Genomic DNA, 23,664 nt, shown 5'->3' on the forward strand with positions numbered 1-23,664 from the left:
CCACACACGTGTTTACATGGAATCTTCGATGTTAAAAATCTTTAATACAATGACGCGCCAAAAAGAGGAATTTAAACCTATCCATGCCGGGGAAGTCGGCATGTACGTGTGTGGTATTACGGTTTACGATCTCTGTCACATTGGCCATGGCCGTACCTTTGTCGCTTTTGACGTGGTGTCCCGCTACCTGCGTTTTCTGGGCTATACCCTGAAATACGTGCGTAATATCACCGACATCGACGACAAAATCATCAAGCGCGCTAATGAGAACGGCGAAAGCTTCGTTGCGCTGGTCGATCGTATGATCGTCGAGATGCACAAAGATTTCGACGCCCTGAATATTCAGCGCCCGGACAGCGAGCCGCGCGCGACCCACCATATTCACGAAATCATCGAGATCACCGAAAAGCTGATCGCACGCGGTCACGCCTACGTTGCCGACAACGGTGACGTGATGTTCTCGGTGCCGACGGACCCAACCTACGGTTCGCTTTCCCGTCAGGATCTGGACCAGCTCCAGGCCGGCGCGCGCGTTGACGTGGTTGACGTGAAGCGTAACCCGATGGACTTCGTGCTGTGGAAAATGTCCAAAGAGGGCGAACCAAGCTGGCCATCCCCGTGGGGCGAAGGCCGCCCGGGTTGGCACATTGAATGTTCCGCGATGAACTGCAAGCAGCTTGGCCAGCACTTCGACATTCACGGCGGCGGTTCGGACCTGATGTTCCCGCACCACGAAAACGAAATCGCGCAGTCCACCTGCGCCCACGGCGGCGAGTATGTTAACTACTGGATGCACTCCGGGATGGTAATGGTTGACCGCGAGAAGATGTCTAAATCGCTGGGTAACTTCTTCACCGTGCGCGACGTGCTGAAGTATTACGACGCGGAAACCGTGCGCTACTTCCTGATGTCCGGCCACTATCGCAGCCAGCTGAACTACAGCGAAGAGAACCTGAAACAGGCGCGCTCGGCGTTGGAGCGTCTGTACACCGCGCTGCGCGGGACCGACAGGTCTGTTCCTGCTGCGGGCGGCGAAGCGTTCGAAGCACGCTTTGTTGAGGTGATGAACGACGACTTCAACACCCCGGAAGCCTACTCCGTGCTGTTCGACATGGCGCGCGAAGTGAACCGCCTGAAGTCAGAAGATATGGCCGCGGCGAATGCGCTGGCGTCCCATCTGCGTAAGATCTCCTCCGTGCTTGGCCTGCTGGAGCAGGATCCGGACGTGTTCCTGCAGAGTGGTGCGCAGGCGGACGACGGTGAAGTGGCGGAAATTGAAGCGTTGATCAACGCGCGTCTGGAAGCGCGTCAGGCGAAAGACTGGGCGGCAGCAGATGCGGCGCGTAACCGTCTGACCGAGATGGGCATCATTCTGGAAGACGGCCCGCAGGGAACGACCTGGCGCCGTAAGTAGGTCCAGTGCGCGCTGATGCCCTCACCCCAGCCCTCTCCCACAGGGAGAGGGTGCAAACACTAAAAACGGCAACTTGAGTTGCCGTTTTGCTTTTACCTCCGCCTCCACCACAGCAACCCCATCAGCACTACCCCCGGTAGCCACACCCACAGCAGTTCTGAAACGATCACCTGATGCCCGTACGGCGTGGTATAGCGCGACAGCGCAAACGGCGCGACCTTAATGACCTGCCACGGCGCAAAGAAGCGTTCATCTGACCATGGCCACAGCCAGCCGACGCCTTTCCCGCCCGTGGTAATCGAATCCAGCAGGCTGTGCGACAGCAATGACACCGTTAAAAACAGCCAGCACCGCGTCAGGCTGACCCGGAACCATCGTCGGCCGATCAGCACACACAGTATCGGCACCACAAAGGCGAACAGCAGGGAGTGGGTAAAGCCGCGATGGCCGAAAACATTGCCGTACGCGACGCCGAATTTAAACGCCAGCACGTCGGCATCCGGCAGCATGGCGAGGACAATTCCGGCAAACAGCAGGCGGGGAGGAATCACTTTGGTTCCCAGGCCTAAGCCCAGACAAAGCGGAACGGCAGCGTGGGTAATAACGGTAGGCATTACGATTATCCATGGTAAATCATGGAAATATAGCAGCGAATTCGCTTTTACAAACCTGTGCTAAATTCTGATTTTACGCCGATTCGCGCGCGATAAGCTGCCCGGAGAGGGTAATGCGCTGGGTTTGCAGATCAGGCTCTTTCAGCTTGCGGATAATCAGCCCCGCCGCCTGGCGCCCGGTTTCGTCACTGGCCGAGGAGACGTAGGTAAATGACGGTGACGTGAGGTTAACGTGCAGCATATCTTCAAAACCGATCAGCGCCACCTGCTGAGTTAAAAACACATCTTTCCCTACGGTGCGACCCACCTGATGAATGCCGGAAATTGAACCGATCATGGCATCCGGCGAATGGCAGAGCAGGGCAGTGATGGCGTTATTTTTTTCCAGCAGCTGGCGAGTCGCCATCGCGGCGGCCTGCGTGTCGTCGCTGCAGGCCGGTGAATAGTCATCGCGCCAGACCAGTCCGTTCTGTGTCATGGCGCTGCGAAAACCGAGCAGGCGCTGCTCGCGGATAAGGCAGCCCTCGCGTCCGCCAATATAGGCGATCGTGCGGTGTCCACGCTCGATAAGATAGCGCGCGGCCAGGTTCGCCGCCTGGCGGTTGTCGCGCATCACCAGATTGCATTTTTCATCGAGCAGAGACTGCGAGACCACTACCAGCGGCAGCGGACACTGGCGGATCTGCTCCGGCAGAGCAGAGGTGCGGGTGTCAGACGCGAGATAAATAACGCCCGCGACACCCTGCTGCTTAAACGACAGCAGGGTTCGTTCCAGATGTTCCCGATCGTTCAGCGGCTGGCCGAGAAAAACCATATATCCCTGCTTCTCCAGCTCCTGAACGATGCTCGCCATCACCTTGATGGAAAAGCTGTCGCTGAAGTCGCGGAGGATCAGGCCGATAAGATTGGAGGTGTTAGCGCGGAGGTTGGCAGCGGCGACGTTATGAACATAGCCCAGCGTATTGATGGCAGCGTTGACCTTCCCGATCGTTGCCTCTGAGATTTTCCCTTTCTGGCGCAAAACCAGCGAGACGGTTGAGACCGACACGCCCGCGTGCTTTGCGACATCAATAATGCTGACTTTCTTCAAAACCGCTCCCTGAAATTTGCCGATTATCAGCCAGATAAAACACGTCTCCCAGCGTACAGGAGACGTGTCGTTCAGGCATCTTATTATTTGCCGATCATGGTGGACATGGTCTGGGCGATAAACTGTGCTCTGGCACCGAAAATCACCTGAATCCCGTTGTCGCCGACGAAGACCACGCCGCGCGCGCCGAGCCCGTTCAGCCCGTCTCTGTCCACCGCATCGCTCTTCGCCACTTCCAGACGCAGGCGGGTGATGCAGGAGCCGACGGAATCAATGTTCTGCGCGCCGCCCAGCAGGCCGATGATTTCGGTTGCAAGTTCGGAATCGGATTTGTCATTCGCACTGGCGGTCACTTCAGTGCGGCCCGGCGTCTTCACGTCGAAGCGACGGATCACAAAGCGGAAGGTAAAGTAGTAAATCAGCGCCATTGGGATACCGATGATAATGGCATTCAGGAAGTTGGTCTGGTAGCCGTTAAAGGACGGCAGGATCCCGAACGACAGGTAGTCGATAAAGCCCGCCGAGAACGACTTGGCGATATGCGCATGCAGCAGATACATGGTCATGTAGGCCAGACCCGCCATGATGGCGTTAAAGACGTACAGGATTGGCGCCACGAAGATAAAGGTAAACTCAACCGGTTCGGTGATCCCCGTCAGGAAGCAGGTCAGCGCCGCAGAGAACAGAATACCGGCCGCGATTTTCTTATTCTTCGTATGCGCTTCGTGGTACATCGCCAGGCACGCTGCGGGCAGTGCGAACAGCATCAGCGGGAATTCACCCTGCATGAACTTACCGGCGTTCTGGTAGGTATCGCTGCTGAAGGATTTCACCCCTTCTTCCAGCATCTTGAACCAGATGGTCTGGTCGCCGTGGATCACCTGGCCTGCCTGGGTGGTGTAATCCCCGAACGAATACCAGAAGGACGGATACCAGATGTGGTGCAGGCCGAGCGGGATCAGCGCGCGCTCCACCAGACCGAAGATAAAGGTCGACGCCGCCTGATTATCGCCGTTAACCACCACGGAGAGCGCGTCGATACCGGCCTGGATATGCTGCCACACGTACGGCAGCAGCAGCCCCATCAGGAACGAGAGGAACGCCGTTGCAATGGCCACGAAGCGCTTACCGGAGAAGAAGCCCAGGAACTCCGGCAGCTGCATGGTGTGGAAGCGGTTATAGCACCAGGCCGCGAGAATACCGCAGATCAGGCCGCCGAAGACGCCCATCTGCAGCGTCGGGATACCGACCACCATGGCGTATTTCCCGCCCTGGGAGGCCATCTCCGGCGTGATGCTCAGCACGGTGCTGATGGTGATATTCGTGACAAACACCGAAACGGCCGCAGACAGCGCCGCAATACCGGATTCAGACGCCAGACCCACGGCGGAGCCAATGGCAAACAGCATCGGCAGGTTATCAAAGATAACCCCGCCCGCGTTCATCATCAGCGGCAGATGGAACTTATCGCCGAAGGCCAGCAGCAGGCCCGCAGCGGGAAGCAGTGAAATTGGCAGCATTAAGGCGCGACCAATCATCGATAACTTTGACAGCGATTTAACAAACCCTGATATCAGACTCATGCTGATTTCCCCCGAGTAGCGCTTTTTTTGGCGCTGTTATTGTAAGTAGAACGTTTTAGTAGAACGTTCTACTTATCGTGGGCAAAGAGTGAAAAACGCGCAACTGAATTTTCACGTTTCAACAGATGAAATAGTGATTATTTGAAGTTGATCGATAAATAACCGCGATGGGTGTGAGGGGATTGTGAGAGAAATTGCCGGGTGGCGGCTTCGCCTTACCCGGCCTACAAACGGAGACAGTACGTAGGCCCGGTAAGCGCAGCGCCACCGGGCATCAGACGGCTCAGGCCGTAACGGTTACGCTCTGTCCTTCAAAGCTCACAGTCTGCCCCGCGACAATCTTGCAGCGCTTGCGCGTTTCTACTACGCCGTCGACTTTCACCAGCCCGTCGGCGATAACGATTTTCGCCTGCGCGCCGCTTTCGCTCCAGCCTTCCAGCTTCAGCAGATCGCACAGCTCAACGTGCGGGTGTTTTCCTAATGAAAAAGTCGCCATCTTACGCGTCCTCTACGTCGTGATATTCTTCGCACGCCTGCAGCGTATTCTGAATCAGTGTTGCAACGGTCATCGGGCCTACGCCGCCCGGTACTGGGGTAATGTAAGAGGCGCGAGCCGCGGCATCTTCATACACCACGTCGCCGACCACTTTGCCGTTTTCCAGACGGTTAATCCCGACGTCCACGACGATCGCACCCTCTTTAATCCACTCGCCCGGAATAAAGCCCGGCTTGCCGACCGCGACGATCAGCAGATCGGCATTTTCGACGTGGTGACGCAGGTTTTTGGTGAAGCGATGGGTCACGGTGGTGGTGCAGCCGGCCAGAAGCAGCTCCATGCTCATCGGGCGGCCCACGATGTTGGACGCACCGATAACCACGGCGTTCAGACCGTAGGTGTCGATGTTATAACGCTCCAGCAGCGTCACAATCCCGCGCGGCGTGCACGGGCGCAGACGCGGCGCGCGCTGGCACAGGCGGCCAACGTTGTACGGATGGAAACCGTCCACGTCTTTATCCGGTGCGATACGCTCCAGCACCTTCACGTTGTCGATACCCGCCGGCAGCGGCAGCTGAACCAGAATACCGTCGATTTCTTTATCGGCATTCAGGGTGTCAATAAGTTCCAGCAGTTCTGCTTCGCTGGTGGTTTCCGGCAAATCGTAAGAGCGGGAGACGAAGCCCACCTCTTCACACGCTTTGCGCTTGCTGCCGACATAAATCTGCGATGCCGGGTTGCTGCCAACCAGCACAACGGCCAGCCCGGGGGCGCGCTTTCCGGCAGCTTTACGCGCCTTCACTTTTTCAGCGACCTCAGAGCGCACCTGCTGCGCAATCGTTTTACCGTCAATAATCTTTGCTGCCATCAGAGAGAAGATTCCGTCTGTAACGTTTGAAAGGGGGGATGGCGTGTATTTTGTCAGAAGCGAGCGTCGCTGTCAGTCACCCTTTACGCGTTTTTATCAGCAAGACGCAAAAACCCTTCTTAGGGGATGGTCAATTTCTTAGGCGGGATTAGGATGTGACCTGGCGAAATGGCAGCGTTTTGACATATTTAAAAATCGCTTCCTGAGCTACTTTGTCTCCTCCGAAATAAGCTTTCAATTACTCAATTGAACGTATTTCTTATTCCCGATTATTCGCGGGAAGGGTTATTTACATTTTAAAGGAATAGACATGAAACTCAGCAACATTGCTTCTACTGTTATTGCAACTTTGGCCCTGGTTGCGGGTGCCGCAAATGCAGCAGATCCTGCTGCGCCGGTTTCCGTAAATGGCGGTACCGTACATTTTAAAGGTGAGCTGGTTAATGCGGCTTGTTCAGTAAATACTGATTCTTCCGAGCAGACCGTTAATCTGGGTCAGTATCGCACCGCGAAATTTACCAAAGTGGGCGACACCACCTCCAATATTCCATTCAACATTGAACTGAATGATTGCGATCCTCTGGTTGCCAAAACTGCCGCTGTTGCGTTCACCGGTCAGATCGACCCAACCGACAAAACCCTGCTGGCCGTTACCTCCGGTAACAACGACAACACCGCGAAAGGCGTGGGTATCGAGATCCTCGACAGCAAATCCAGCGTTCTGACCCCAGACGGCGCGACCTTCTCTGCTGCGCAGACGCTGATCGAAGGGACCAACACCCTGAAGTTCACCGCGCGTTATAAATCAACGGCTGCCACCACCGAGCCGGGCCAGGCGAACGCTGACGCCACCTTCGTAATGAAATACGAGTAATTCCTCCGCACAGGGATGTTCAGGCCTCAGGGACGAGGCCCGTCATACGCAAATGCCAGGAACGAAGGATGACAAGGACTGGAACACTACTGCTGTTAACCCTTGCGATGGCTTGTCCGGCATCGGCGCATACCGTGGTGATTGAAGGTGGCAAGGTTCATCTCCGTGGTGAACTGGTGAACGGCGGCTGCGCCGTGGCGCCCGACAGCCAGAATATGCGCATCGACATGGGGCAGTACCGAACCAATTCATTTTCCGGTGTGGGCAGTTTTTCCACGGTGAATGTGCCTTTCACCGTGCGGCTGCTGGACTGCAGCGTTGATGTTTCGCGCACCGTGGGGATCCAGTTTCAGGGCGTGACGCCCGCAGAAGATCCGCAGGTTTTTCTGGCGACATCGCGGCCGGGTGAAACGCCTGTCAGCAGCGGCGTGGGGCTGGCGCTCTTTGACGAACAGCAGCGTCAGATTATCCCAAACGCCACGGCCGTCAGCTGGCTACCGATCGAGACCCGCGAGCTCGCGTTCCATTTTAGCGCCCGCTATCGGGCTATTTCCGAACACCTCGAGCCAGGCAAAATTCAGTCGGATGTCTGGTTTACGTTGATTTATCCATAACACCTGCGAACACATTATTAAAGGTACGGTTGTGATGAATACCCTAATTAAACCAGGACTTTTTTTATCGTTTATTTTGATGATGGTTTCTGCCTGCGCAAATGCTTCCGGCGGTATTGCGCTGGGGGCCACGCGCGTTATTTATCCGGCAGAGGCGAAGCAAACGTCGCTAGCGATCACCAACAGCAATAAACAGGAACGTTATTTAATTAACGCGTGGATCGAGAATGCGAGCGGGCAAAAAGAAAAAACCTTTGCCGTTACCCCGCCCCTGTTTGTTAGCGAGCCGAACAGTGAAAACACGCTGCGTATTATTTACGCCGGGCCGGCGCTGCCTGCCGATCGCGAATCGCTCTTTTACATGAACGTGAAGGCGATCCCGTCGGTGAACAAAGCGAAAACGGAAAACAATAACGTGCTGCAGCTGGCGATCCTCTCGCGCATCAAGCTGTTTGTGCGCCCGAACAACCTGGCGATGCAGCCTGAAGAGGCGCTTTCCCAGCTGCGGTTTGAGCGCGCGGGCACCCATCTCAAAGTCAGCAACGCTTCTCCGTATTACATCACCCTCGTCAATCTGAAGCTAGGCGGGCAGCAGCTGGATAACCTGATGGTTGCGCCGAAAAGCTCGGCTCAGCAGGTGCTGCCAGCCGGTGCCAGCGGTACGCTTTCCTGGCAGAGCGTGAATGACTACGGTGCCATTACTCCGGCGCGTAGCGTCAACCTGTGAGCAGAGTCAGGGCGATGAAAAACCACCAGAGACGTTACTGCCCGGTTGCACTGGCGCTGATGGCTGCGCTCTGGCCGCAGGCTGGCTGGAGCGAAAGTTATTTCAACCCGGCCTTCTTGTCCGACGACGCCGCCAGCGTGGCGGATTTGTCGCGTTTTGAACAAGGACACCAGCAGGCACCCGGCGTTTATCGCGTGGATATCTGGCGTAACGATGAGTTTATCGGTACCCAGGACGTGCGTTTTGAGCAGGCCGAAAACACGCCGCCGGTGGCGGGCGGTTTGTCGGCCTGCATTACGCGCGCGATGCTCGATCGCTTTGGCGTCAACGTCGCGGCGTTTCCCGAGCTGGCGAAGGTGCAGGGAGAGACCTGCGTTCCGTTGACCACGGCCATACCCGGCAGCGAAACGGTATTCAACTTTGCCTCCCAGCGTCTGGACGTCAGCCTGCCGCAGGTGGCGTTGCAAAACAGCGCCCGGGGCTATATTCCGCCCGAACAGTGGGATGAAGGCATTCCCGCCGCGCTGGTGAACTACAGCTTCACCGGTAACCGGGGAAGCGAAGACGACAGCTATTACCTCAACCTGCAGAGCGGGTTGAACTATGGCGCCTGGCGTTTACGTAACAACGGCGCATGGCGGTACACGCAGAATAACGGGCAGCGGCACAGCGAGTGGCAGAATATTGGCACTTGGGCGCAGCGCACCGTTATCCCGCTTAAAAGCGAACTGGTGCTGGGCGACAGCAATACCGGGAATGACGTTTTCGACAGCATGGGTTTTCGCGGCGGGCGGCTCTTCTCGTCTGACAGCATGTACCCGGACAGCCTGCAGGGCTACGCACCGACCGTGCGCGGGATCGCCCGTACGCCCGCCAAAGTGGTGGTTCGCCAGAATGGCTACGTTATCTATCAAAGCTACGTCCAGCCGGGCGCATTTGCCATTACCGATCTTAACCCGACCTCCTCAAGCGGTGACCTGGAAGTCACGGTCGAAGAGAAAGACGGCACCCAGCAGCGTTATACCGTGCCGTACTCCACCGTGCCGCTCCTGCAGCGTGAAGGGCGCTGGAAGTACGACCTCGTCGCGGGGGATTACCGCAGCGGGAACAGCGATCAGGATACGCCGTTCTTCACCCAGGGCACCCTGGTTACCGGTCTTGCCAACGGCTACACGCTCTACGGCGGCACGCAGCTGGCGTCACGCTATACAGCGGTGGCCGTCGGGGCCGGGAAAAACCTGGGTGACTGGGGCGCGGTCTCGCTCGATATCACCCACGCCCGCAGCCAGCTCGCGGACGACAGCAAGCATGAAGGGCAGTCTCTGCGCTTCCTCTACGCAAAATCCCTTAACGGCTTCGGCACCAACTTCCAGCTGCTGGGCTATCGCTACTCCACAAAAGGGTTTTACACCCTCGACGATGTGGCCTGGCGCTCAATGGAGGGCTATCAGTATGCCGATAGCCAGAACGATAACGATGTGCCGGACGTGCAGAGCTATCACAACCTGACGTGGAATAAAAAAGGCCGCTTCCAGCTCAACGTCTCTCAGTCGCTGGGGGACTATGGCTCGGTCTATATCTCCGGTAGCGAGCAGACCTACTGGGGAACGGACGAGACGAACCTCTGGTACCAGCTGGGCTATGCGGGAGGCGTGAAGGGGATCAACTACTCCGTCTCGTGGTCGTGGAACAAATCCGTTGGGATAGACGGCACCGACCGGATCGCGTCGTTTAACGTCTCCGTGCCGTTCAGCCTCTTTACCCGTCAGGGCTATCGCCGGGACAGCGCGATTGACCGCGCCTACGCTACGGCATCTGCCAGTCGAAACAGCGATGGCGACACAAGCTGGCAAACCGGCGTCAGCGGAACGCTGCTGGAAGACCGCAACCTGAACTACAGCGTGACCCAGGGACACGCCAGCACCAACGGCTCAAGCGGAAGCGCCAGCGCCAACTGGCAGGCGACCTACGGCACGCTGGGCGTGGGCTACAACTACTCCCGCGACCAGCACGATCTCAACTGGCAGCTCTCCGGCGGGGTGGTCGGCCACGCCGACGGCGTGACCTTCAGCCAGCCGCTGGGCGACACCAACGTGCTGATCAAAGCGCCGGGAGCATCGGGCGTCAGTATTGAAAACCAGACAGGGGTGAAAACCGACTGGCGAGGCTACGCGGTGATGCCGTATGCCACCGTCTACCGCTACAACCGCGTGGCGCTGGATACCAACACCATGAGCAACAACACCGATATCGAAAACAACGTGAGCAGCGTGGTGCCGACCAAAGGCGCGCTGGTGCGCGCCAGCTTCGATACCCGCATTGGCGTGCGCGCCCTGCTGACGGTGATGCGCGGCAACCAGCCGGTGCCGTTCGGCGCGGTGGTCCGTGAGACCAAAAGCGGCGTCACCAGCATGGTGGGGGATGACGGACAAATATACCTGAGTGGGCTGCCGCTGGAAGGTGAACTGCTGATCCAGTGGGGCGACGGGGCGCAGTCCCAGTGTCGCGCACCTTACAGCTTGTCTGAACAGAGCCTGCAACAGGCAATCACACTTAAGGGGATCGGCTGTGATTAAAACCCAAATCTTTGCCCTGTCGCTGCTGGCGTTACTGCCCGCGACCAACGCACTGGCGACCGTGTGCGTCAATGAAAAAGGCGTGCCGACGGAGGTGCATTACGACCTGACGGATAAATTCAACAGCTCGAATAACCAGATTGGGCAGGTCGTGACGCTCAGCGAGAAATCGCAGTGGGTAGGGGTGAATGCCGTTTGCCCGAAGGGCACCGTCGGGAATACCACCAAGCGTAGCTATGTGACCGACTATCCGGTAACGGGAACGAGCGATGGCTATCAATATCTGAAGCTTAACGACTATCTGGATGGGGCGATGAAAATCACGGACAGCTATGCTGGCGTGTTTTACCCGCCAAAAAGCTATATCCAGATGGGGAGCCATCCTAACGTCTCCAAAAACAAACCGTTTGGCGTTCAGGACTCCAGCCTTGTCTTCCGTCTTAAGGTGACCCGGCGTTTTATCAACATGGTGGTGATCCCGCGTGCCACCATGTTCCGCGTCTACGTCACCACAACTTCATCCGATCCGTTAACCACGCCGGTTTATACCATCAGCTACAGCGGAACCATCCAGGTGCCGCAAAGCTGCGCCATTAATGCCGGTAACGTGGTGGAGTTTGATTTCGGCGACATTGGCGCCTCCTTGTTCAGCAAGGCGGGCGTGGGTAACAAGCCGGAGGGAGTCTCATCGCAAAGCAAAACCATTGCGATCAAATGCACCAACGTGGAGGCGAACGCCATGCTGACGATGCGCGTCGAGGCGGAAAAAGTCTCTGATAATGTGCTGGTGTCGGATAACCCGGACGTGGGGTTCATCATTGCCAACGAGAGCGGGGCGCCGCTCACGCCCAACAACCTGACGAGCAAAATTCCGTTCCGCCTCGACGACAGCGCGCAGGCGCAGGTGGGGATCCGCGTCTGGCCGGTAAGCGTGACGGGCAATAAGCCAGCGGAAGGGCGCTTCACCTCGCGCGGGTATCTGCGCGTGGATTACGACTAAGGAGCCAATATGCGAAACGGGATCCGTTTAATCACCGTGGCGCTCCTTGCGCTTTGCACGCAGGCTCAGGCGGACACCGCGTTGGGCGAGATTAACATTCGGCTCTACGGGAATATCGTCGATTTTACCTGCGTTGCCGAGGGCAGCGACAGCGACAAGACCGTCCCTCTTGGCACCTGGCCCACGAAACAGCTCAGCACCACCGGGAGCCGCACTCAGCCCATGCCGTTTACGCTGAAGCTGACCGGCTGTCCGCCGGGCGCGGCGTCCATTACGTTTTCGGGGAAAGCCGACGGGAGCAATAGCGGCTTGCTGGCGCTGAATGACGCCAGTACAGCAACTCACGTCGCCGTCGAGATCAGGGATGCGGATAAAACGCGTCTGGCTCTACAGCAGGCCAGCCAGCCGGTCTCGGTTGATGCGCAGGGGAATGCGATTCTGTCGTTTTATGCCAATTATATTGCCACTGCCGATAACCCTCAGCCCGGCCGTGCCGATGCGGATGCCACCTTCATGATTAACTATAATTAGCACTGACCGCACTCCCTGCAGCTCAGATAAACTGCAGGGAGTGAATTCAGGTTATAGCAGTTCGTGAGCTTTGGCGTAATCAATTAATTCCACGATGCTTTGCACGCCCAGCTTGGAATAAATATTGGATTTATGCGCGCTAATGGTCTTGTTGCTTAATAGCAGCTGTTCAGCAATTTCCTTGTTGGATAATCCATTTGCCAGATACCGTAATACCGTAACCTCGCGATTCGATAATGGCATATCCACTGCCATCCCTTTCCCTGAACCCAAATGGTTTATAAAGTTCAGCGTTTCCGATGGGAAAAAAGAATAGCCCATCAGGATCATTTCTACGGCGTTGTAGATCTCCCCTAAATCTTTTCGTTTACTGACGAAGCCATTTGCCCCGGCGCGAATAGCGCGACCCGCGTAAAATAACTCTGATTTAGACGAGAGGAACAGAACCTTAATATCTTTGTTTAAGTTTCTGATTCTCTTAAGTAAAGCGAAAGCATCCGTGCCCGTGAGTTCAATGTCAAGGATCACCAGATCGATAGGGTGATTGCGGATACAGTCAAGGACTTCATGGCTATCGCCAGACTTGAGCTTGACTATGATATTCTTATTTTTCTGTAGCAGGACTTCTATCGACATTCTGACGATAGGATGTTCGTCCATAATGATAACGGATGCCGGTTTCATTTTTAATGCCTCAGATTGTTAAAAGCGTTATGCAGAGTTTGGTAAAACTCTCGAAATGCCGGAAGGATATAAAGTGCAGATCCCTATACCGTAGTATTTCCCTGGAAAGAGCGAAAGCATCCTTGTTTACGTAATGAAAAGAACTATGCCTCAGCGCGGTCATCTCATTAGGCTGGTGTTGGCAAAAAGGTTTTTCTTATTCATATTTGATACGCATCTTATTATACAGGGTAAGTTTTTTCCGAAAACCCTGTAAATTAATATGAGGGTATTAGTTTGTATTATCTTCTGGATCTGAATCGCTATTTTTTTAAAATTAGCGGAAATATCCTATTATCTCATTTACCGCATATTTTCATCTTTATGTAATAACAAAAAATAACAGATATCTCTGTATGTTGATTAATTGTTAACAAAAATACACCTCTTTTAAGGGGTCTAACCTACAAAAGTGAGGTTAAAAATTGCCCTCGCAGGCCGTCAAACCTTCATCTGAAAGTGCTAACTCTGATCCGGATAACGGCGTCTGTCGTACAGGAGAACATGCTACCCGCTTCGCTTTTTACTCCTGGCAGTTGTCGCTAAGCTGCTTGTTTTTACATCATTATCATCTTGTTAACGCCTTCTGCATTCGCTTAACGGATGGAGGAAAGTGCTGCCGTTCATTCAATTTATGGCATTTCACAAGGTTTACGCCCATAAATTAGGAATAGTTATAAATTCGATTTTATTGTTAAAAATTAACATTTATGCAACGCGATTGGTAAGTAAATTCCTAAACCGCTTTAGGAAATAAGGGGTTAGGACGTGAGTTAAAACGTGCAGTCTGAGAGGTTATTAAGAAGATGCAGCAATTCCTGGCGATGGCTTAGCCCCAGCTTCAGCAGGATGCAGCTGAGACGATAGATAATGCGGCTATAGGGTCGATTCTGCATCAGGGCAATCTGACGCAGCGTCTTGCCCCGTGAGAGTTCCTGCAGGATGGGCCATTCATTGCGAGAGAACCAGTCTTTCTCGGTACCCGGCGGAGGGAGGGGATCCAGCAGGCTGTGCTGGAGCGCGGCGGCGTTCAGCTGACGTTCGAGCACATGAAAGGGACCTGCCGCTTTGCAGAAGAGGCGGGTGTCGTAATTATCGGCCCGGACTAACAGCCAGGGCGTCAGGAACGGAGGAAACAGGCTATGCCGTCTCAGCTGATCCAGTCTCTCCAGCAGCCCCGTGGACCTGCTTTCTATATCCACGACCAGACGGGCTGAGGGCCACTGGGTCTGAGCGATAAGGGCATCGTCCAGCGTGGCGTAGTCGCAGCAGCTGCTCAGGGGAAACTGCCCGTTGAGAAAACCGGTACGCAGATAGTGATCCTCCGTCACCAGAAGGATAAACGGGGCGTCTGTTTTGCGGGGCTGGCTGATGGACTGGCTCAAAAATTCGAGCCGGTCGAAAAAGGGGGGAGCAAAAGGTGAGCGCGTAAATCCCAGTGCATCACTTCCTGTACGCCGCCGCCGGTAACGGCGCACTGTCATTCGCATGGTCTCCCTCCTGGAAATGGCTTTTTAATCCTCCGGCCATGTCCAGGACGGCCAGTAATACCCCTGGCCGAGATCTGCGCCTGCCTGCAGTGCCCAGGTACGATCGCGTTCAGTCTCAATACCTTCGATAAGCACTTTCCCGGCCAGCTGAAAGCAAAGGGAAACCAGTTGCCTCAGCGCAGGGGTGTCGCGTAAACGCCAGAATGCTTCCTTATCTATTTTGATGCCGCTTAACGGGAGTCGGCAGGATAAAAACGACTGCACTAAGACATCATCCACGTCATCCAGCCAGATAGCGTGTCCCTGTCTGCGAAGCTGCTGCAGATTCTGAACCACATGCTGCTTTTGCGCGACGGGCAGCGCTAAAAAGGACGCGAGGTCGACAATCTCAATATTGAGCGGCACGTCAGGCAACCGGATAAGTCGATGAAAAGACGCAGGCTCTGTCAGGACGGTTATCGGCAGATTAATAAAAAGGTTATGACCGTGCGGCGGTTTTTTTAACGCGGCAAGCTGTGCTTCAAGCAGCGTTATCGACCAGTCAGCGGACCGCTCGCAAAAAAAGTCCTCGCTGTGCCGCCTGTCGGACAGAACGCTAAGTACCTCCACGCCAACCTGGCGCAAGGAGGAAAGGGCGACGATGGGCTCAAGCTTAATGCCGACGATGTCCTGAGAAATGTACTGTAACCGGGGGGGCGTATCGATCGGGTTTTGCGCTGTCACTCCATTGTCCTGTTGTCTGTCAGCCTCCAGGCGGCCGGGATACCTGGCTCTAGTGTGACGAGCTGACGTTCAGGAAAACAGCAGGCGTTACTTAAATGCAACTAAGCCTTTTCGCAGCGCTAAATTTTACGGTGAAACAGGGGTGAATGTTGAGAAAATAGCCGTATTTACAACCGGCTAGCGGTAATTGCCGTGGAAAACGGAAAAGGCATTGACTCACCTGCCATTGACCGTATAATTCTTCGCGTTTCACCACCGCGAAGTTCACGCTTCTCAGTGCGCCCTTAGCTCAGTTGGATAGAGCAACGGCCTTCTAAGCCGTAGGTCGTAGGTTCGAATCCTACAGGGCGTGCCATTTAGTCTCAGGTACTGAATTCTCTCCCTCTCCTTACTCTCTTCGAACGTTATTGCAGACAACGCGCATTTTATGCATTTCGTATGGCGTTACTACGCTTGCATGGGCCTGCAACGGTGAGAAATGTAGGCCGGGTAAGCGCAGCGCCACCCGGCAAGAAAGGCGCTTATATTATTAATGGCAGAGTTTGTCATCCGTTTCATTATTCTTCCCTGAACAGATAAATAACCGCGTAATAAATAGAAGCCTAATTAAAAGCCGTTATCACGAAGCCTAAGGTTTTCTTAATCTTTAATTAATCCGTTTTTTAAATCTGGATTTTTATCACTTCAAACCCAACGAAAATGAAATTTTACACTTTTACGCGTAAACTGGATTGATACTAATTATCATTAGCGTTGTTGTATGCTTTAATCCTGTCCCACAAAGCTATGAGTCGTTAATCCCGTTGGTCTATAAAGGATATGTTCATGAATTCTCGCCTGCTGTCCTGCTTCTCGCTTGCCTTGTTGTCTTCATCCCTTTTCCTTTCCACACAAGCGGTTGCCGCCGATAACAACGAAGGTATCGTTGTTTATAACGCGCAGCACGAAAACCTGGTGAAGTCGTGGGTTGACGGTTTTACCAAAGAAACCGGCATTAAAGTCACTCTGCGTAATGGTGATGACAGCGAGCTGGGTAACCAGTTGGTTCAGGAAGGCAGCGCGTCTCCGGCCGACGTGTTCCTGACGGAAAACTCACCGTCAATGGTGCTGGTGGATAATGCAAACCTGTTTGCGCCGCTGGATGCAGATACCCTGAAGCAGGTACCGGCAGAATATCGTCCGGCGCACGGCCGCTGGATCGGCATTGCCGCCCGCAGCACGGTGTTTGTGTATAACCCGGCGAAGCTGAACGAACAGCAGCTGCCTAAATCGCTGATGGATCTGGCAAAACCCGAGTGGAAAGGCCGCTGGGCGGCATCCCCGTCAGGCGCGGATTTCCAGGCCATCGTGAGCGCGATGCTGGCTCTGAAAGGCGAGAAGGCCACCCTGGAATGGCTAAAGGCAATGAAAGCCAATTTCGTTGCCTATAAAGGCAATAGCACCGTGATGAAAGCGGTCAATGCCGGTCAGATTGATGGCGGCGTGATTTATCACTACTACCGCTTTGTCGATCAGTCCAAAACCGGTGAAAACAGCAAAAACACCCAGCTCTACTACTTCAAACACCAGGATCCGGGCGCGTTCGTAAGCCTCTCTGGCGGCGGCGTGCTGGCATCCAGCAAGCACAAAGCGCAGGCGCAGGCCTTCATCAAATACATTACCGGTAAAGAAGGTCAGGAAAGCCTGCGTACCAACAACGCCTTTGAGTATGCGGTGGGCGTGAACGCGGCCTCAAACCCGAAACTGGTTCCGCTGAAAGATCTTGATGCGCCGAAAGTTGAACCTTCAACGCTCAACAGTAAAAAAGTTATCGAGCTGATGACGCAAGCCGGTCTGCTGTGATTCTGAGAGTGAAGTGAACGCCTTATGTCTGGTCTGAGTCTCGACATCGGAAAAAACAGAGTGCAGGAGCCTGCCCGCAGGCGTCCTGCACTGCCGATGGTTGCGTTAGCTGTATTGTTTTCATTAATGGCGCTTCTGCCTTTGGGTTTTATCATTGCCATTGGCATTGAGACCGGCTGGGAAACCATTAAGGCGCTGGTGTTTCGCCCGCGCGTGGCTGAGCTGCTCAGCAACACGCTGTGGCTGACGGCTTTAGCGGTTCCGCTGTGTATCGTGACGGGCGTGGCAATCGCCTGGCTCACAGAGCGCACGCAGCTTGCCGGGCGGGGGATCTGGTCTGCGCTGGCGGTCGCCCCGCTGGCAATCCCCGCGTTTGTGCAAAGCTATGCCTGGGTGAGCGTTGTCCCGTCCATGCACGGGCTCTCCGCGGGCGTGTTCCTCTCCGTTCTTGCCTACTATCCGTTTATCTATATGCCGGTTGCGGCGGTGCTGCGTCGTCTTGACCCGACGCTTGAAGATGTCGCCGCTTCGCTGGGTACGCCGCCGTGGCGGGTCTTTTTCCGCGTGGTGCTGCCCCAGCTCAAGCTGGCTATCTGCGGCGGCGCGCTGCTGGTGGCGCTGCACCTGCTGGCGGAATATGGCCTGTACGTGATGATCCGCTTTGATACCTTCACCACGGCAATTTATGACCAGTTCCAGTCTACCTTCAGCGGCCCGGCGGCAAACATGCTGGCGGGCGTGCTGGCCTTGTGCTGTCTGGCTATCCTGATGCTGGAAGGCGTAACCCGCGGCAAAGCACGCTACGCGCGCATTGGCGCCGGGGCCGCACGTGAACAAAAACGCTGGCCGCTGAAGCCTGCGGCCGCCGCGCTGGGGCAGCTGTTTTTCATCGTGCTGATCGCGCTGGCGCTGGGCGTGCCGCTAATTGTTCTGTGCCGCTGGATTTGGCTCGGCGGCGTGCAAAACTGGATGAGTCCCGATCTCTGGCACTCCCTTCGCCAGACGCTGATGCTCGGCGTGGGCGGTGCGCTCCTGACGACGGCGTGCGTGATCCCCATCGCGTGGCTCGGTATCCGCTATCCGCACCGTATCTTCCGGATGCTGGAAGGGTGCATCTATATCACCAGTTCACTGCCGGGAATCGTCACGGCCCTGGCGCTGGTCACCGTCACCATTCATTACGCCCGCCCCATTTACCAGACGGAAATCACCCTGTTCCTGGCCTACCTGCTGATGTTTATGCCCCGCGCGCTCATCAACCTGCGGGCGGGGATTGCGCAGGCGCCGGTCGAGTTGGAAAACGTGGCGCGCAGCCTGGGCAGCACGCCCGCGAAGGCGCTATGGAGCGTCACGATGCGGCTGGCCGCGCCGGGTGCGGCAGCGGGTGCCGCGCTGGTTTTCCTCGGCGTCAGCAACGAGTTGACCGCCACGCTGCTGCTCTCTCCGCTGGGCACGCGCACGCTTTCCACCGGATTCTGGGCGCTGACCAGCGAGATTGACTATGTGGCCGCCGCGCCTTACGCGATGCTGATGATCCTGATTTCACTCCCGCTGACCGCCATTCTCTATATGCAGTCGAAAAAAATTGCAGGGCTATGACATGCTTGAATTAACCGCCATTTCTAAATCGTTTTCTGATGTGCAGGTGCTCGACAGCTTAAACCTGAGCGTTGCGCCGGGCAGCAGGACGGCGATTGTCGGGCCGTCCGGGTCGGGGAAAACCACGCTGCTGCGTATTCTTGCCGGGTTCGAAACGCCTGACACCGGGCGCATTGTCATGCAGGGGAGAGCGCTGTTTGATGAAAACAGTTTTGTTCCCGCCCACCTGCGCCGAATCGGTTTCGTGCCTCAGGAGGGCGCGCTGTTCCCGCACCTCAACGTGGCAGACAACATCGCCTGGGGGCTGGACGGCACCCGCCACGAGAAGCGCCAGCGCGTTGAGGCTCTGATGGAGATGGTTTCTCTGGACAGGCAGCTCGCAACGCACTGGCCCCACGAGATTTCCGGCGGACAGCAGCAGCGCGTGGCGCTTGCCCGCGCGCTGGCCCAGCGTCCTTCCCTGATGCTGTTGGATGAACCGTTCTCGGCGCTGGACACCGGCCTGCGCGCCATGACGCGTAAGGCAACGGCCGATCTGCTGGCCGAAGCGGGCGTGGCCTCTATTCTGGTCACCCACGATCAGAACGAAGCGTTGTCCTTTGCCACGCAGGTTGCCGTGATGCGTGCCGGGCGCTTCACACAGGTTGGCACGCCTTATGACGTCTACACCCGTCCCGTTGACGAAGAGACGGCGCTGTTTCTGGGTGATGCCGTGATCCTGCCTGCTCGGCTCGCTGCCGGGTATGCGGTGTGCGCGCTGGGCGAAGTGCCGACGGACAACGCGCAGGCGACAGGAGAGGGCAGGGTAATGATGCGCCCTGAACAATTACGCGTGACGGCATGTGCAGCGCATGAAAGCCCGATCTCAATTCTTGATGTGGACTTCACCGGCCAGCTGTCGACCCTCACCCTTGGGTTAGCTGGGTATGCGCAGCCCGTTATCCTCAAGACCGTCAGTCAGCCTGGCTGGAACCCGGGCACGGCGGTGCGTATTGATGTTGCAGGTATCGCGCGCGTTTTGTGATAGTCACCGCCCCGCAGCGGGGCGGTTGTTCCCCCTTTTTTTCCCGTCACGCCCCCTTATGTACGCGGTTACACTTGCTAACACATAGATAATGCGTATAGTTCTCATTTGCATTGCACCCAATACATTCTAAGGCCCGACAACGGGTCATTTTTGCGCGCACTTTAAAATGAGTTAACTATGAACAACACCATCATGCACAAAACGCTGCTGGCGCTCGCCGTTGGCGCGGTGACACATTCCGCCTTCGCGGCGGACGATCAAAAAGAGGACACCCTCGTTGTCCAGGCTGCACCAGCCAGCGATTTCAAACCCGGCGGCGACCAGCTGGTACCGGCCTTTCTTGACGGACAGGTGGCGAACGGCGGGCGCATGGGGATGCTGGGCCAGCAAAACGCCATGGACGTGCCGTTCAACATCATCAGCTACACCTCGAAGCTAGTGGAAGATCAGCAGGCGAAAACTATTGCCGATGTCGTCGCGAACGACGCGGGCGTGCAGTTCGTTCAGGGGTACGGCAACAGCGCGGAGACCTACCGCATCCGTGGCCTTAAGTTTGACGGCGACGACATGACCTTCGGTGGCCTGTCCGGCGTGCTGCCGCGCCAGGTGGTGGATACCCAGATGGTTGACCGCATAGAGATCTTCAAAGGGGCCAACTCGCTGATGAACGGCGCGGCAAGCTCCGGCGTGGGCGGGATGATCAACCTTGAGCCAAAACACGCGGGCGAGCTCCCGCAGGCGAAGGTCGGCGTGGACTACACCTCGGATTCCCAGATTGGCACCACGCTGGATGCGGGCCGTCGCTACGGCGACAGCGACCAGTTTGGCGCGCGGGTTAACCTGGTCCATCGCGAAGGGGAAACCGGCATTGCGAACGATCGCCGCCGCACCACGCTGCTCTCAACCGGTCTCGATTACACGGGCGAACGCTTCCGCACCTCGCTGGATCTCGGCTATCAGAAGAAAACCTTCCACGGCAGCCCGACCAGCGTCAATATTTCCGCGGTGGATTTCGTACCCGAGCCGCCGAAAAACGATCGCAACTTCTCGCAGAAGTGGGCCTACAGCAACATCGAAAACGAATTTGGGATGTGGCGCAGCGAGTACGACATCACCGACGGCTGGACGGCCTATACCGGTCTGGGCGCGCAGCACGCGCATGAGGAAGGCATCTACAGCGCGCCGAAGCTGGTGGATAAAAGCGGCAAGGCAACGGTCAGCCGTCTGGATACCAACCGCATCAGCGATTCCGTCAGCGGCATGGCGGGCGTTCGCGGTAACTTCACTACGGGCTTCGTATCGCACAAGGTCAACGTTGGCTATTCGGCGATGACCAAAAACGAAAAAATCGCGTGGAAAATGTCGGCGGCGAAGGATAACCCGACCACCAACATCTATCACAATACCGGCGTCGATATGCCGGACAGCACCAACTTCAACGGCTCTGGCGGGAAGTACAGCGATCCGCTGACCAGCGGGCGCACCCGTACGCAGGGCTGGCTGCTGAGCGATACGCTGGGCGTGCTGGACGATAAGCTGCTGTTTACCGCCGGCGCGCGCCATCAGAAGGTGGTCATTCGCGGGTATAACAAAGTCACTGGTGCGGAAAACGCGGCGGACGGCTTCGACGGCAGCCGCTGGATGCCCACCTACGGCGTGGTCTACAAGCCGTGGGAGGCGATCTCCCTCTATGCTAACCACACCGAAGCGCTGCAGCCTGGCAAAACCGCGCCTAACACCGCCACCAACTACGGCCAGAGCACCGGAATCGTTCACTCCAGGCAGAACGAAGTGGGCGTGAAGGCGGACTTTGGCCGCGTGGGCGGATCGCTTGCGCTGTTCGAAATCAAAATGCCGTCGGCGATCCTCGACGACAGCGGTCACTACGGCCTTGACGCTGAACAGCGTAACCGTGGCGTGGAGCTGAACGTCTTCGGTGAGCCAATGCTGGGGATGCGTCTGAACGCCAGCGCCACCTGGCTGCAGGCCGAGCTGACCAAAACCAAAAATGGCGTGAATCAGGGTAACGATGCGATCGGTATTCCGAACTTTTACGCCGTGCTGGGCGCAGAGTACGACATCAAGCCGATTGATGGCCTGACCGCCACCGCCCGCGTGAACCACTCCGGCGCGCAGTACGCTGATCTGGCAAACACCAAAAAGCTGGACAGCTACACCACGCTGGATCTGGGGATGCGCTATCGCTTCGCGGTGAATCACAATGAAAACCAGATGACGGTTCGTGCAGGCATCGATAACGTGACCAACGAGAACTACTGGGCCAGCGTGGACGATTCCGGTACCTATATTACGCAGGGCGAACCGCGCACCTTTAAGGTCTCGGTGGGCTACGCGTTTTAAGCGTTCCATCTCGTTATCCGGGGCAGGGATGCCCCAATCCCTTGCCACCTCCAGCATGAAGTGTTAAAACGTGCCCCTTCTAAAAAAGAGACAGGGGTAGGACGTGAAAGACGCGTCATCCGCTTCAGGCCAAGGTAGCGCTGAAGCCTCGTCGGATCAGAATCCGACGCTGCAACGTGGTTTGCAAAATCGACATATTCAACTCATTGCCCTTGGCGGCGCGATCGGTACCGGGCTGTTTCTCGGCATCGGCCCCGCTATTCAGATGGCTGGCCCGGCGGTTCTGCTGGGTTACGGTATCGCCGGGATTATCGCCTTCCTGATCATGCGCCAGCTTGGCGAGATGGTCGTTGAAGAGCCGGTTTCAGGCTCCTTCGCACACTTTGCTTATAAATACTGGGGACCGTTTGCAGGCTTCCTGTCCGGCTGGAACTACTGGGTCATGTTCGTGCTGGTGGGGATGGCGGAGCTGACTGCCGCAGGCATTTACATGCAGTACTGGCTGCCGGACGTGCCGACGTGGATCTGGGCGGCGGCCTTCTTCATCATTATTAACGCCGTTAACCTCGTCAACGTGCGCCTGTATGGCGAAACCGAGTTCTGGTTTGCGCTGATCAAGGTGCTGGCGATTATCGGGATGATCGGCTTTGGCCTGTGGCTGCTGTTCTCCGGTCACGGCGGCGAGCGCGCCACGATCGACAACCTGTGGCAGCACGGCGGCTTCCTGGCGACCGGCTGGAAAGGGCTGATTCTCTCCCTGGCGGTGATCATGTTCTCCTTCGGTGGACTAGAGCTGATTGGCATTACCGCCGCGGAAGCGCGCGACCCGCATAAAAGCATTCCAAAAGCGGTCAACCAGGTGGTGTACCGGATTCTGCTGTTCTACATCGGCTCGCTGGTGGTGCTGCTGGCGCTCTATCCGTGGGTGGAAGTGAAGTCCGACAGCAGCCCGTTCGTGATGATTTTCCATGATATGAACAGCAACCTGGTGGCCTCGGCGCTGAACTTCGTTATTCTGGTGGCGTCTCTGTCGGTCTATAACAGCGGCGTTTACTCCAACAGCCGCATGCTGTTCGGCCTCTCCGTGCAGGGCAACGCGCCGAAGTTCCTCACCCGCGTCAGCCGTCGCGGCGTACCGGTGAATTCCTTGTTCCTTTCCGGCGCTATCACCTCGCTGGTGGTGTTGATTAACTATCTGCTGCCGAAAGAGGCCTTTGGCCTGCTGATGGCGCTGGTTGTCGCCACGCTGCTGCTGAACTGGATCATGATTTGCCTCGCGCACCTGCGCTTTCGCGCCGCGATGCGCCGCAAGGGACGCGAGACGCAGTTTAAGGCGCTGCTTTATCCGGCGGGGAACTACATCTGTATCGCGTTCCTGGGGCTGATTCTGGTGCTGATGTGCACTATGGATGAGATGCGCCTTTCGGCGATGCTGCTGCCGGTGTGGGTGGTGTTCCTGTTTATTGCTTTTAAGCTCTCGCGCAAAAAGTAGCGCGGTTTTCTCCCTCTCCC

At 56.4% G+C, this 23,664-nt stretch carries 20 protein-coding genes and 1 tRNA gene; 13 read left to right on the forward strand and 8 right to left on the reverse strand.

What is annotated here, in order from left to right:
• Window positions 1-28: 28 nt before the first annotated feature.
• Window positions 29-1,414 carry a cysteine--tRNA ligase gene (cysS, locus tag GVO84_RS05345; protein ID WP_159513591.1) on the forward strand — a complete coding sequence of 462 codons (1,386 nt, stop codon included), beginning with the start codon at window positions 29-31 and terminating at the stop codon, window positions 1,412-1,414.
• Window positions 1,415-1,506: 92 nt separating this feature from the next.
• Here cysS and GVO84_RS05350 read toward each other — a convergent pair whose 3' ends face one another.
• From GVO84_RS05350 to folD, 5 genes are all read right to left on the reverse strand, one after another.
• Entirely contained in the window at window positions 1,507-2,028 is a 522-nt protein-coding gene (locus GVO84_RS05350; protein ID WP_159513592.1) for a metal-dependent hydrolase, read from the reverse strand.
• 73 nt (window positions 2,029-2,101) lie between these two features.
• A complete protein-coding gene (gene malI / locus GVO84_RS05355; RefSeq protein WP_121425551.1) occupies window positions 2,102-3,118 on the reverse strand; it encodes a Mal regulon transcriptional regulator MalI in 1,017 nt (338 codons plus the stop codon).
• An 83-nt stretch (window positions 3,119-3,201) separates the two neighbouring features.
• Window positions 3,202-4,701: a PTS transporter subunit EIIC gene (locus GVO84_RS05360; RefSeq protein ID WP_121425550.1), complete on the reverse strand. Its 1,500-nt coding sequence runs from the start codon at window positions 4,699-4,701 to the stop codon at window positions 3,202-3,204.
• A gap of 283 nt (window positions 4,702-4,984) precedes the next feature.
• The gene (gene ybcJ, locus GVO84_RS05365; RefSeq protein WP_023334767.1) at window positions 4,985-5,197 is read right to left on the reverse strand and encodes a ribosome-associated protein YbcJ; all 213 of its coding nucleotides are present in this window, start codon (window positions 5,195-5,197) and stop codon (window positions 4,985-4,987) included.
• Between the two features lies 1 nt (window position 5,198).
• Window positions 5,199-6,065 carry a bifunctional methylenetetrahydrofolate dehydrogenase/methenyltetrahydrofolate cyclohydrolase FolD gene (gene folD / locus GVO84_RS05370; RefSeq protein ID WP_008499332.1) on the reverse strand — a complete coding sequence of 289 codons (867 nt, stop codon included), beginning with the start codon at window positions 6,063-6,065 and terminating at the stop codon, window positions 5,199-5,201.
• 310 nt (window positions 6,066-6,375) lie between these two features.
• Between folD and fimA the strand changes: the two genes are divergently transcribed.
• From fimA to sfmF, 6 genes are all read left to right on the forward strand, one after another.
• A complete protein-coding gene (gene fimA / locus GVO84_RS05375; protein ID WP_023310641.1) occupies window positions 6,376-6,939 on the forward strand; it encodes a type 1 fimbrial major subunit FimA in 564 nt (187 codons plus the stop codon).
• Window positions 6,940-7,007: 68 nt separating this feature from the next.
• Window positions 7,008-7,553: a type 1 fimbrial protein subunit FimI gene (gene fimI / locus GVO84_RS05380; protein WP_024906881.1), complete on the forward strand. Its 546-nt coding sequence runs from the start codon at window positions 7,008-7,010 to the stop codon at window positions 7,551-7,553.
• Between the two features lie 34 nt (window positions 7,554-7,587).
• Complete coding sequence (gene fimC / locus GVO84_RS05385) at window positions 7,588-8,280, forward strand: type 1 fimbria chaperone FimC (RefSeq protein WP_121425549.1); 693 nt, start codon at window positions 7,588-7,590, stop codon at window positions 8,278-8,280.
• A 14-nt stretch (window positions 8,281-8,294) separates the two neighbouring features.
• Entirely contained in the window at window positions 8,295-10,856 is a 2,562-nt protein-coding gene (locus GVO84_RS05390; RefSeq protein ID WP_159513593.1) for a fimbrial biogenesis usher protein, read from the forward strand.
• The gene (gene fimH / locus GVO84_RS05395; protein WP_121425547.1) at window positions 10,849-11,856 is read left to right on the forward strand and encodes a type 1 fimbria D-mannose specific adhesin FimH; all 1,008 of its coding nucleotides are present in this window, start codon (window positions 10,849-10,851) and stop codon (window positions 11,854-11,856) included. Before GVO84_RS05390 ends, fimH begins: the two co-directional genes overlap by 8 nt.
• A gap of 9 nt (window positions 11,857-11,865) precedes the next feature.
• A complete protein-coding gene (sfmF, locus tag GVO84_RS05400) occupies window positions 11,866-12,387 on the forward strand; it encodes a fimbria assembly protein (protein ID WP_121425546.1) in 522 nt (173 codons plus the stop codon).
• Between the two features lie 51 nt (window positions 12,388-12,438).
• Here sfmF and fimZ read toward each other — a convergent pair whose 3' ends face one another.
• From fimZ to GVO84_RS05415, 3 genes are all read right to left on the reverse strand, one after another.
• Window positions 12,439-13,071: a fimbria biosynthesis transcriptional regulator FimZ gene (gene fimZ / locus GVO84_RS05405; RefSeq protein WP_023334775.1), complete on the reverse strand. Its 633-nt coding sequence runs from the start codon at window positions 13,069-13,071 to the stop codon at window positions 12,439-12,441.
• Window positions 13,072-13,883: 812 nt separating this feature from the next.
• On the reverse strand, window positions 13,884-14,600 hold the full coding sequence (locus GVO84_RS05410; RefSeq protein ID WP_121425545.1) for a helix-turn-helix transcriptional regulator: 717 nt from the start codon (window positions 14,598-14,600) through the stop codon (window positions 13,884-13,886).
• A 24-nt stretch (window positions 14,601-14,624) separates the two neighbouring features.
• A complete protein-coding gene (locus GVO84_RS05415) occupies window positions 14,625-15,323 on the reverse strand; it encodes an EAL domain-containing protein (RefSeq protein ID WP_121425544.1) in 699 nt (232 codons plus the stop codon).
• Between the two features lie 278 nt (window positions 15,324-15,601).
• Between GVO84_RS05415 and GVO84_RS05420 the strand changes: the two genes are divergently transcribed.
• The 6 genes from GVO84_RS05420 (at window position 15,602) to pheP (ending at window position 23,644) form a co-directional block, all read left to right on the forward strand.
• A tRNA-Arg gene (locus GVO84_RS05420) sits at window positions 15,602-15,678 on the forward strand.
• Window positions 15,679-16,148: 470 nt separating this feature from the next.
• Entirely contained in the window at window positions 16,149-17,165 is a 1,017-nt protein-coding gene (locus tag GVO84_RS05425) for an iron ABC transporter substrate-binding protein (RefSeq protein ID WP_121425543.1), read from the forward strand.
• Window positions 17,166-17,189: 24 nt separating this feature from the next.
• Window positions 17,190-18,764 (forward strand): ABC transporter permease, encoded by a 1,575-nt coding sequence (locus GVO84_RS05430; RefSeq protein WP_201283055.1) that lies wholly within the window; start codon window positions 17,190-17,192, stop codon window positions 18,762-18,764.
• Window position 18,765: 1 nt separating this feature from the next.
• Window positions 18,766-19,788, forward strand: a complete 1,023-nt coding sequence (locus GVO84_RS05435) for an ABC transporter ATP-binding protein (RefSeq protein WP_159513594.1) — start codon at window positions 18,766-18,768, stop codon at window positions 19,786-19,788.
• A gap of 180 nt (window positions 19,789-19,968) precedes the next feature.
• Entirely contained in the window at window positions 19,969-22,152 is a 2,184-nt protein-coding gene (locus GVO84_RS05440) for a TonB-dependent receptor (protein ID WP_159513595.1), read from the forward strand.
• Window positions 22,153-22,255: 103 nt separating this feature from the next.
• Window positions 22,256-23,644, forward strand: coding sequence for a phenylalanine transporter (pheP, locus tag GVO84_RS05445; RefSeq protein WP_121425539.1), 1,389 nt, complete (start codon window positions 22,256-22,258; stop codon window positions 23,642-23,644).
• The last annotated feature ends 20 nt before the right edge of the window (window positions 23,645-23,664 follow it).

It is taken from the genome of Enterobacter sp. SM3, assembly GCF_009811935.2.
In the GTDB taxonomy this organism is placed as follows: domain Bacteria; phylum Pseudomonadota; class Gammaproteobacteria; order Enterobacterales; family Enterobacteriaceae; genus Enterobacter; species Enterobacter asburiae_D.

Excerpts from the sequence above, each read along its gene's own strand:
- fimZ (WP_023334775.1), bottom strand. The coding sequence starts at position 13,071 with ATGAAACCGGCATCCGTTATCATTATGGACGAACATCCTATCGTCAGA.
- GVO84_RS05390 (WP_159513593.1), top strand. The coding sequence starts at position 8,295 with ATGAAAAACCACCAGAGACGTTACTGCCCGGTTGCACTGGCGCTGATG.
- GVO84_RS05435 (WP_159513594.1), top strand. The coding sequence starts at position 18,766 with ATGCTTGAATTAACCGCCATTTCTAAATCGTTTTCTGATGTGCAGGTG.
- fimI (WP_024906881.1), top strand. The coding sequence starts at position 7,008 with ATGACAAGGACTGGAACACTACTGCTGTTAACCCTTGCGATGGCTTGT.
- GVO84_RS05430 (WP_201283055.1), top strand. The coding sequence starts at position 17,190 with ATGTCTGGTCTGAGTCTCGACATCGGAAAAAACAGAGTGCAGGAGCCT.
- GVO84_RS05350 (WP_159513592.1), bottom strand. The coding sequence starts at position 2,028 with ATGCCTACCGTTATTACCCACGCTGCCGTTCCGCTTTGTCTGGGCTTA.
- ybcJ (WP_023334767.1), bottom strand. The coding sequence starts at position 5,197 with ATGGCGACTTTTTCATTAGGAAAACACCCGCACGTTGAGCTGTGCGAT.
- fimA (WP_023310641.1), top strand. The coding sequence starts at position 6,376 with ATGAAACTCAGCAACATTGCTTCTACTGTTATTGCAACTTTGGCCCTG.
- GVO84_RS05360 (WP_121425550.1), bottom strand. The coding sequence starts at position 4,701 with ATGAGTCTGATATCAGGGTTTGTTAAATCGCTGTCAAAGTTATCGATG.
- cysS (WP_159513591.1), top strand. The coding sequence starts at position 29 with ATGTTAAAAATCTTTAATACAATGACGCGCCAAAAAGAGGAATTTAAA.
- folD (WP_008499332.1), bottom strand. The coding sequence starts at position 6,065 with ATGGCAGCAAAGATTATTGACGGTAAAACGATTGCGCAGCAGGTGCGC.
- GVO84_RS05425 (WP_121425543.1), top strand. The coding sequence starts at position 16,149 with ATGAATTCTCGCCTGCTGTCCTGCTTCTCGCTTGCCTTGTTGTCTTCA.
- GVO84_RS05410 (WP_121425545.1), bottom strand. The coding sequence starts at position 14,600 with ATGCGAATGACAGTGCGCCGTTACCGGCGGCGGCGTACAGGAAGTGAT.
- sfmF (WP_121425546.1), top strand. The coding sequence starts at position 11,866 with ATGCGAAACGGGATCCGTTTAATCACCGTGGCGCTCCTTGCGCTTTGC.
- fimC (WP_121425549.1), top strand. The coding sequence starts at position 7,588 with ATGAATACCCTAATTAAACCAGGACTTTTTTTATCGTTTATTTTGATG.
- GVO84_RS05440 (WP_159513595.1), top strand. The coding sequence starts at position 19,969 with ATGAACAACACCATCATGCACAAAACGCTGCTGGCGCTCGCCGTTGGC.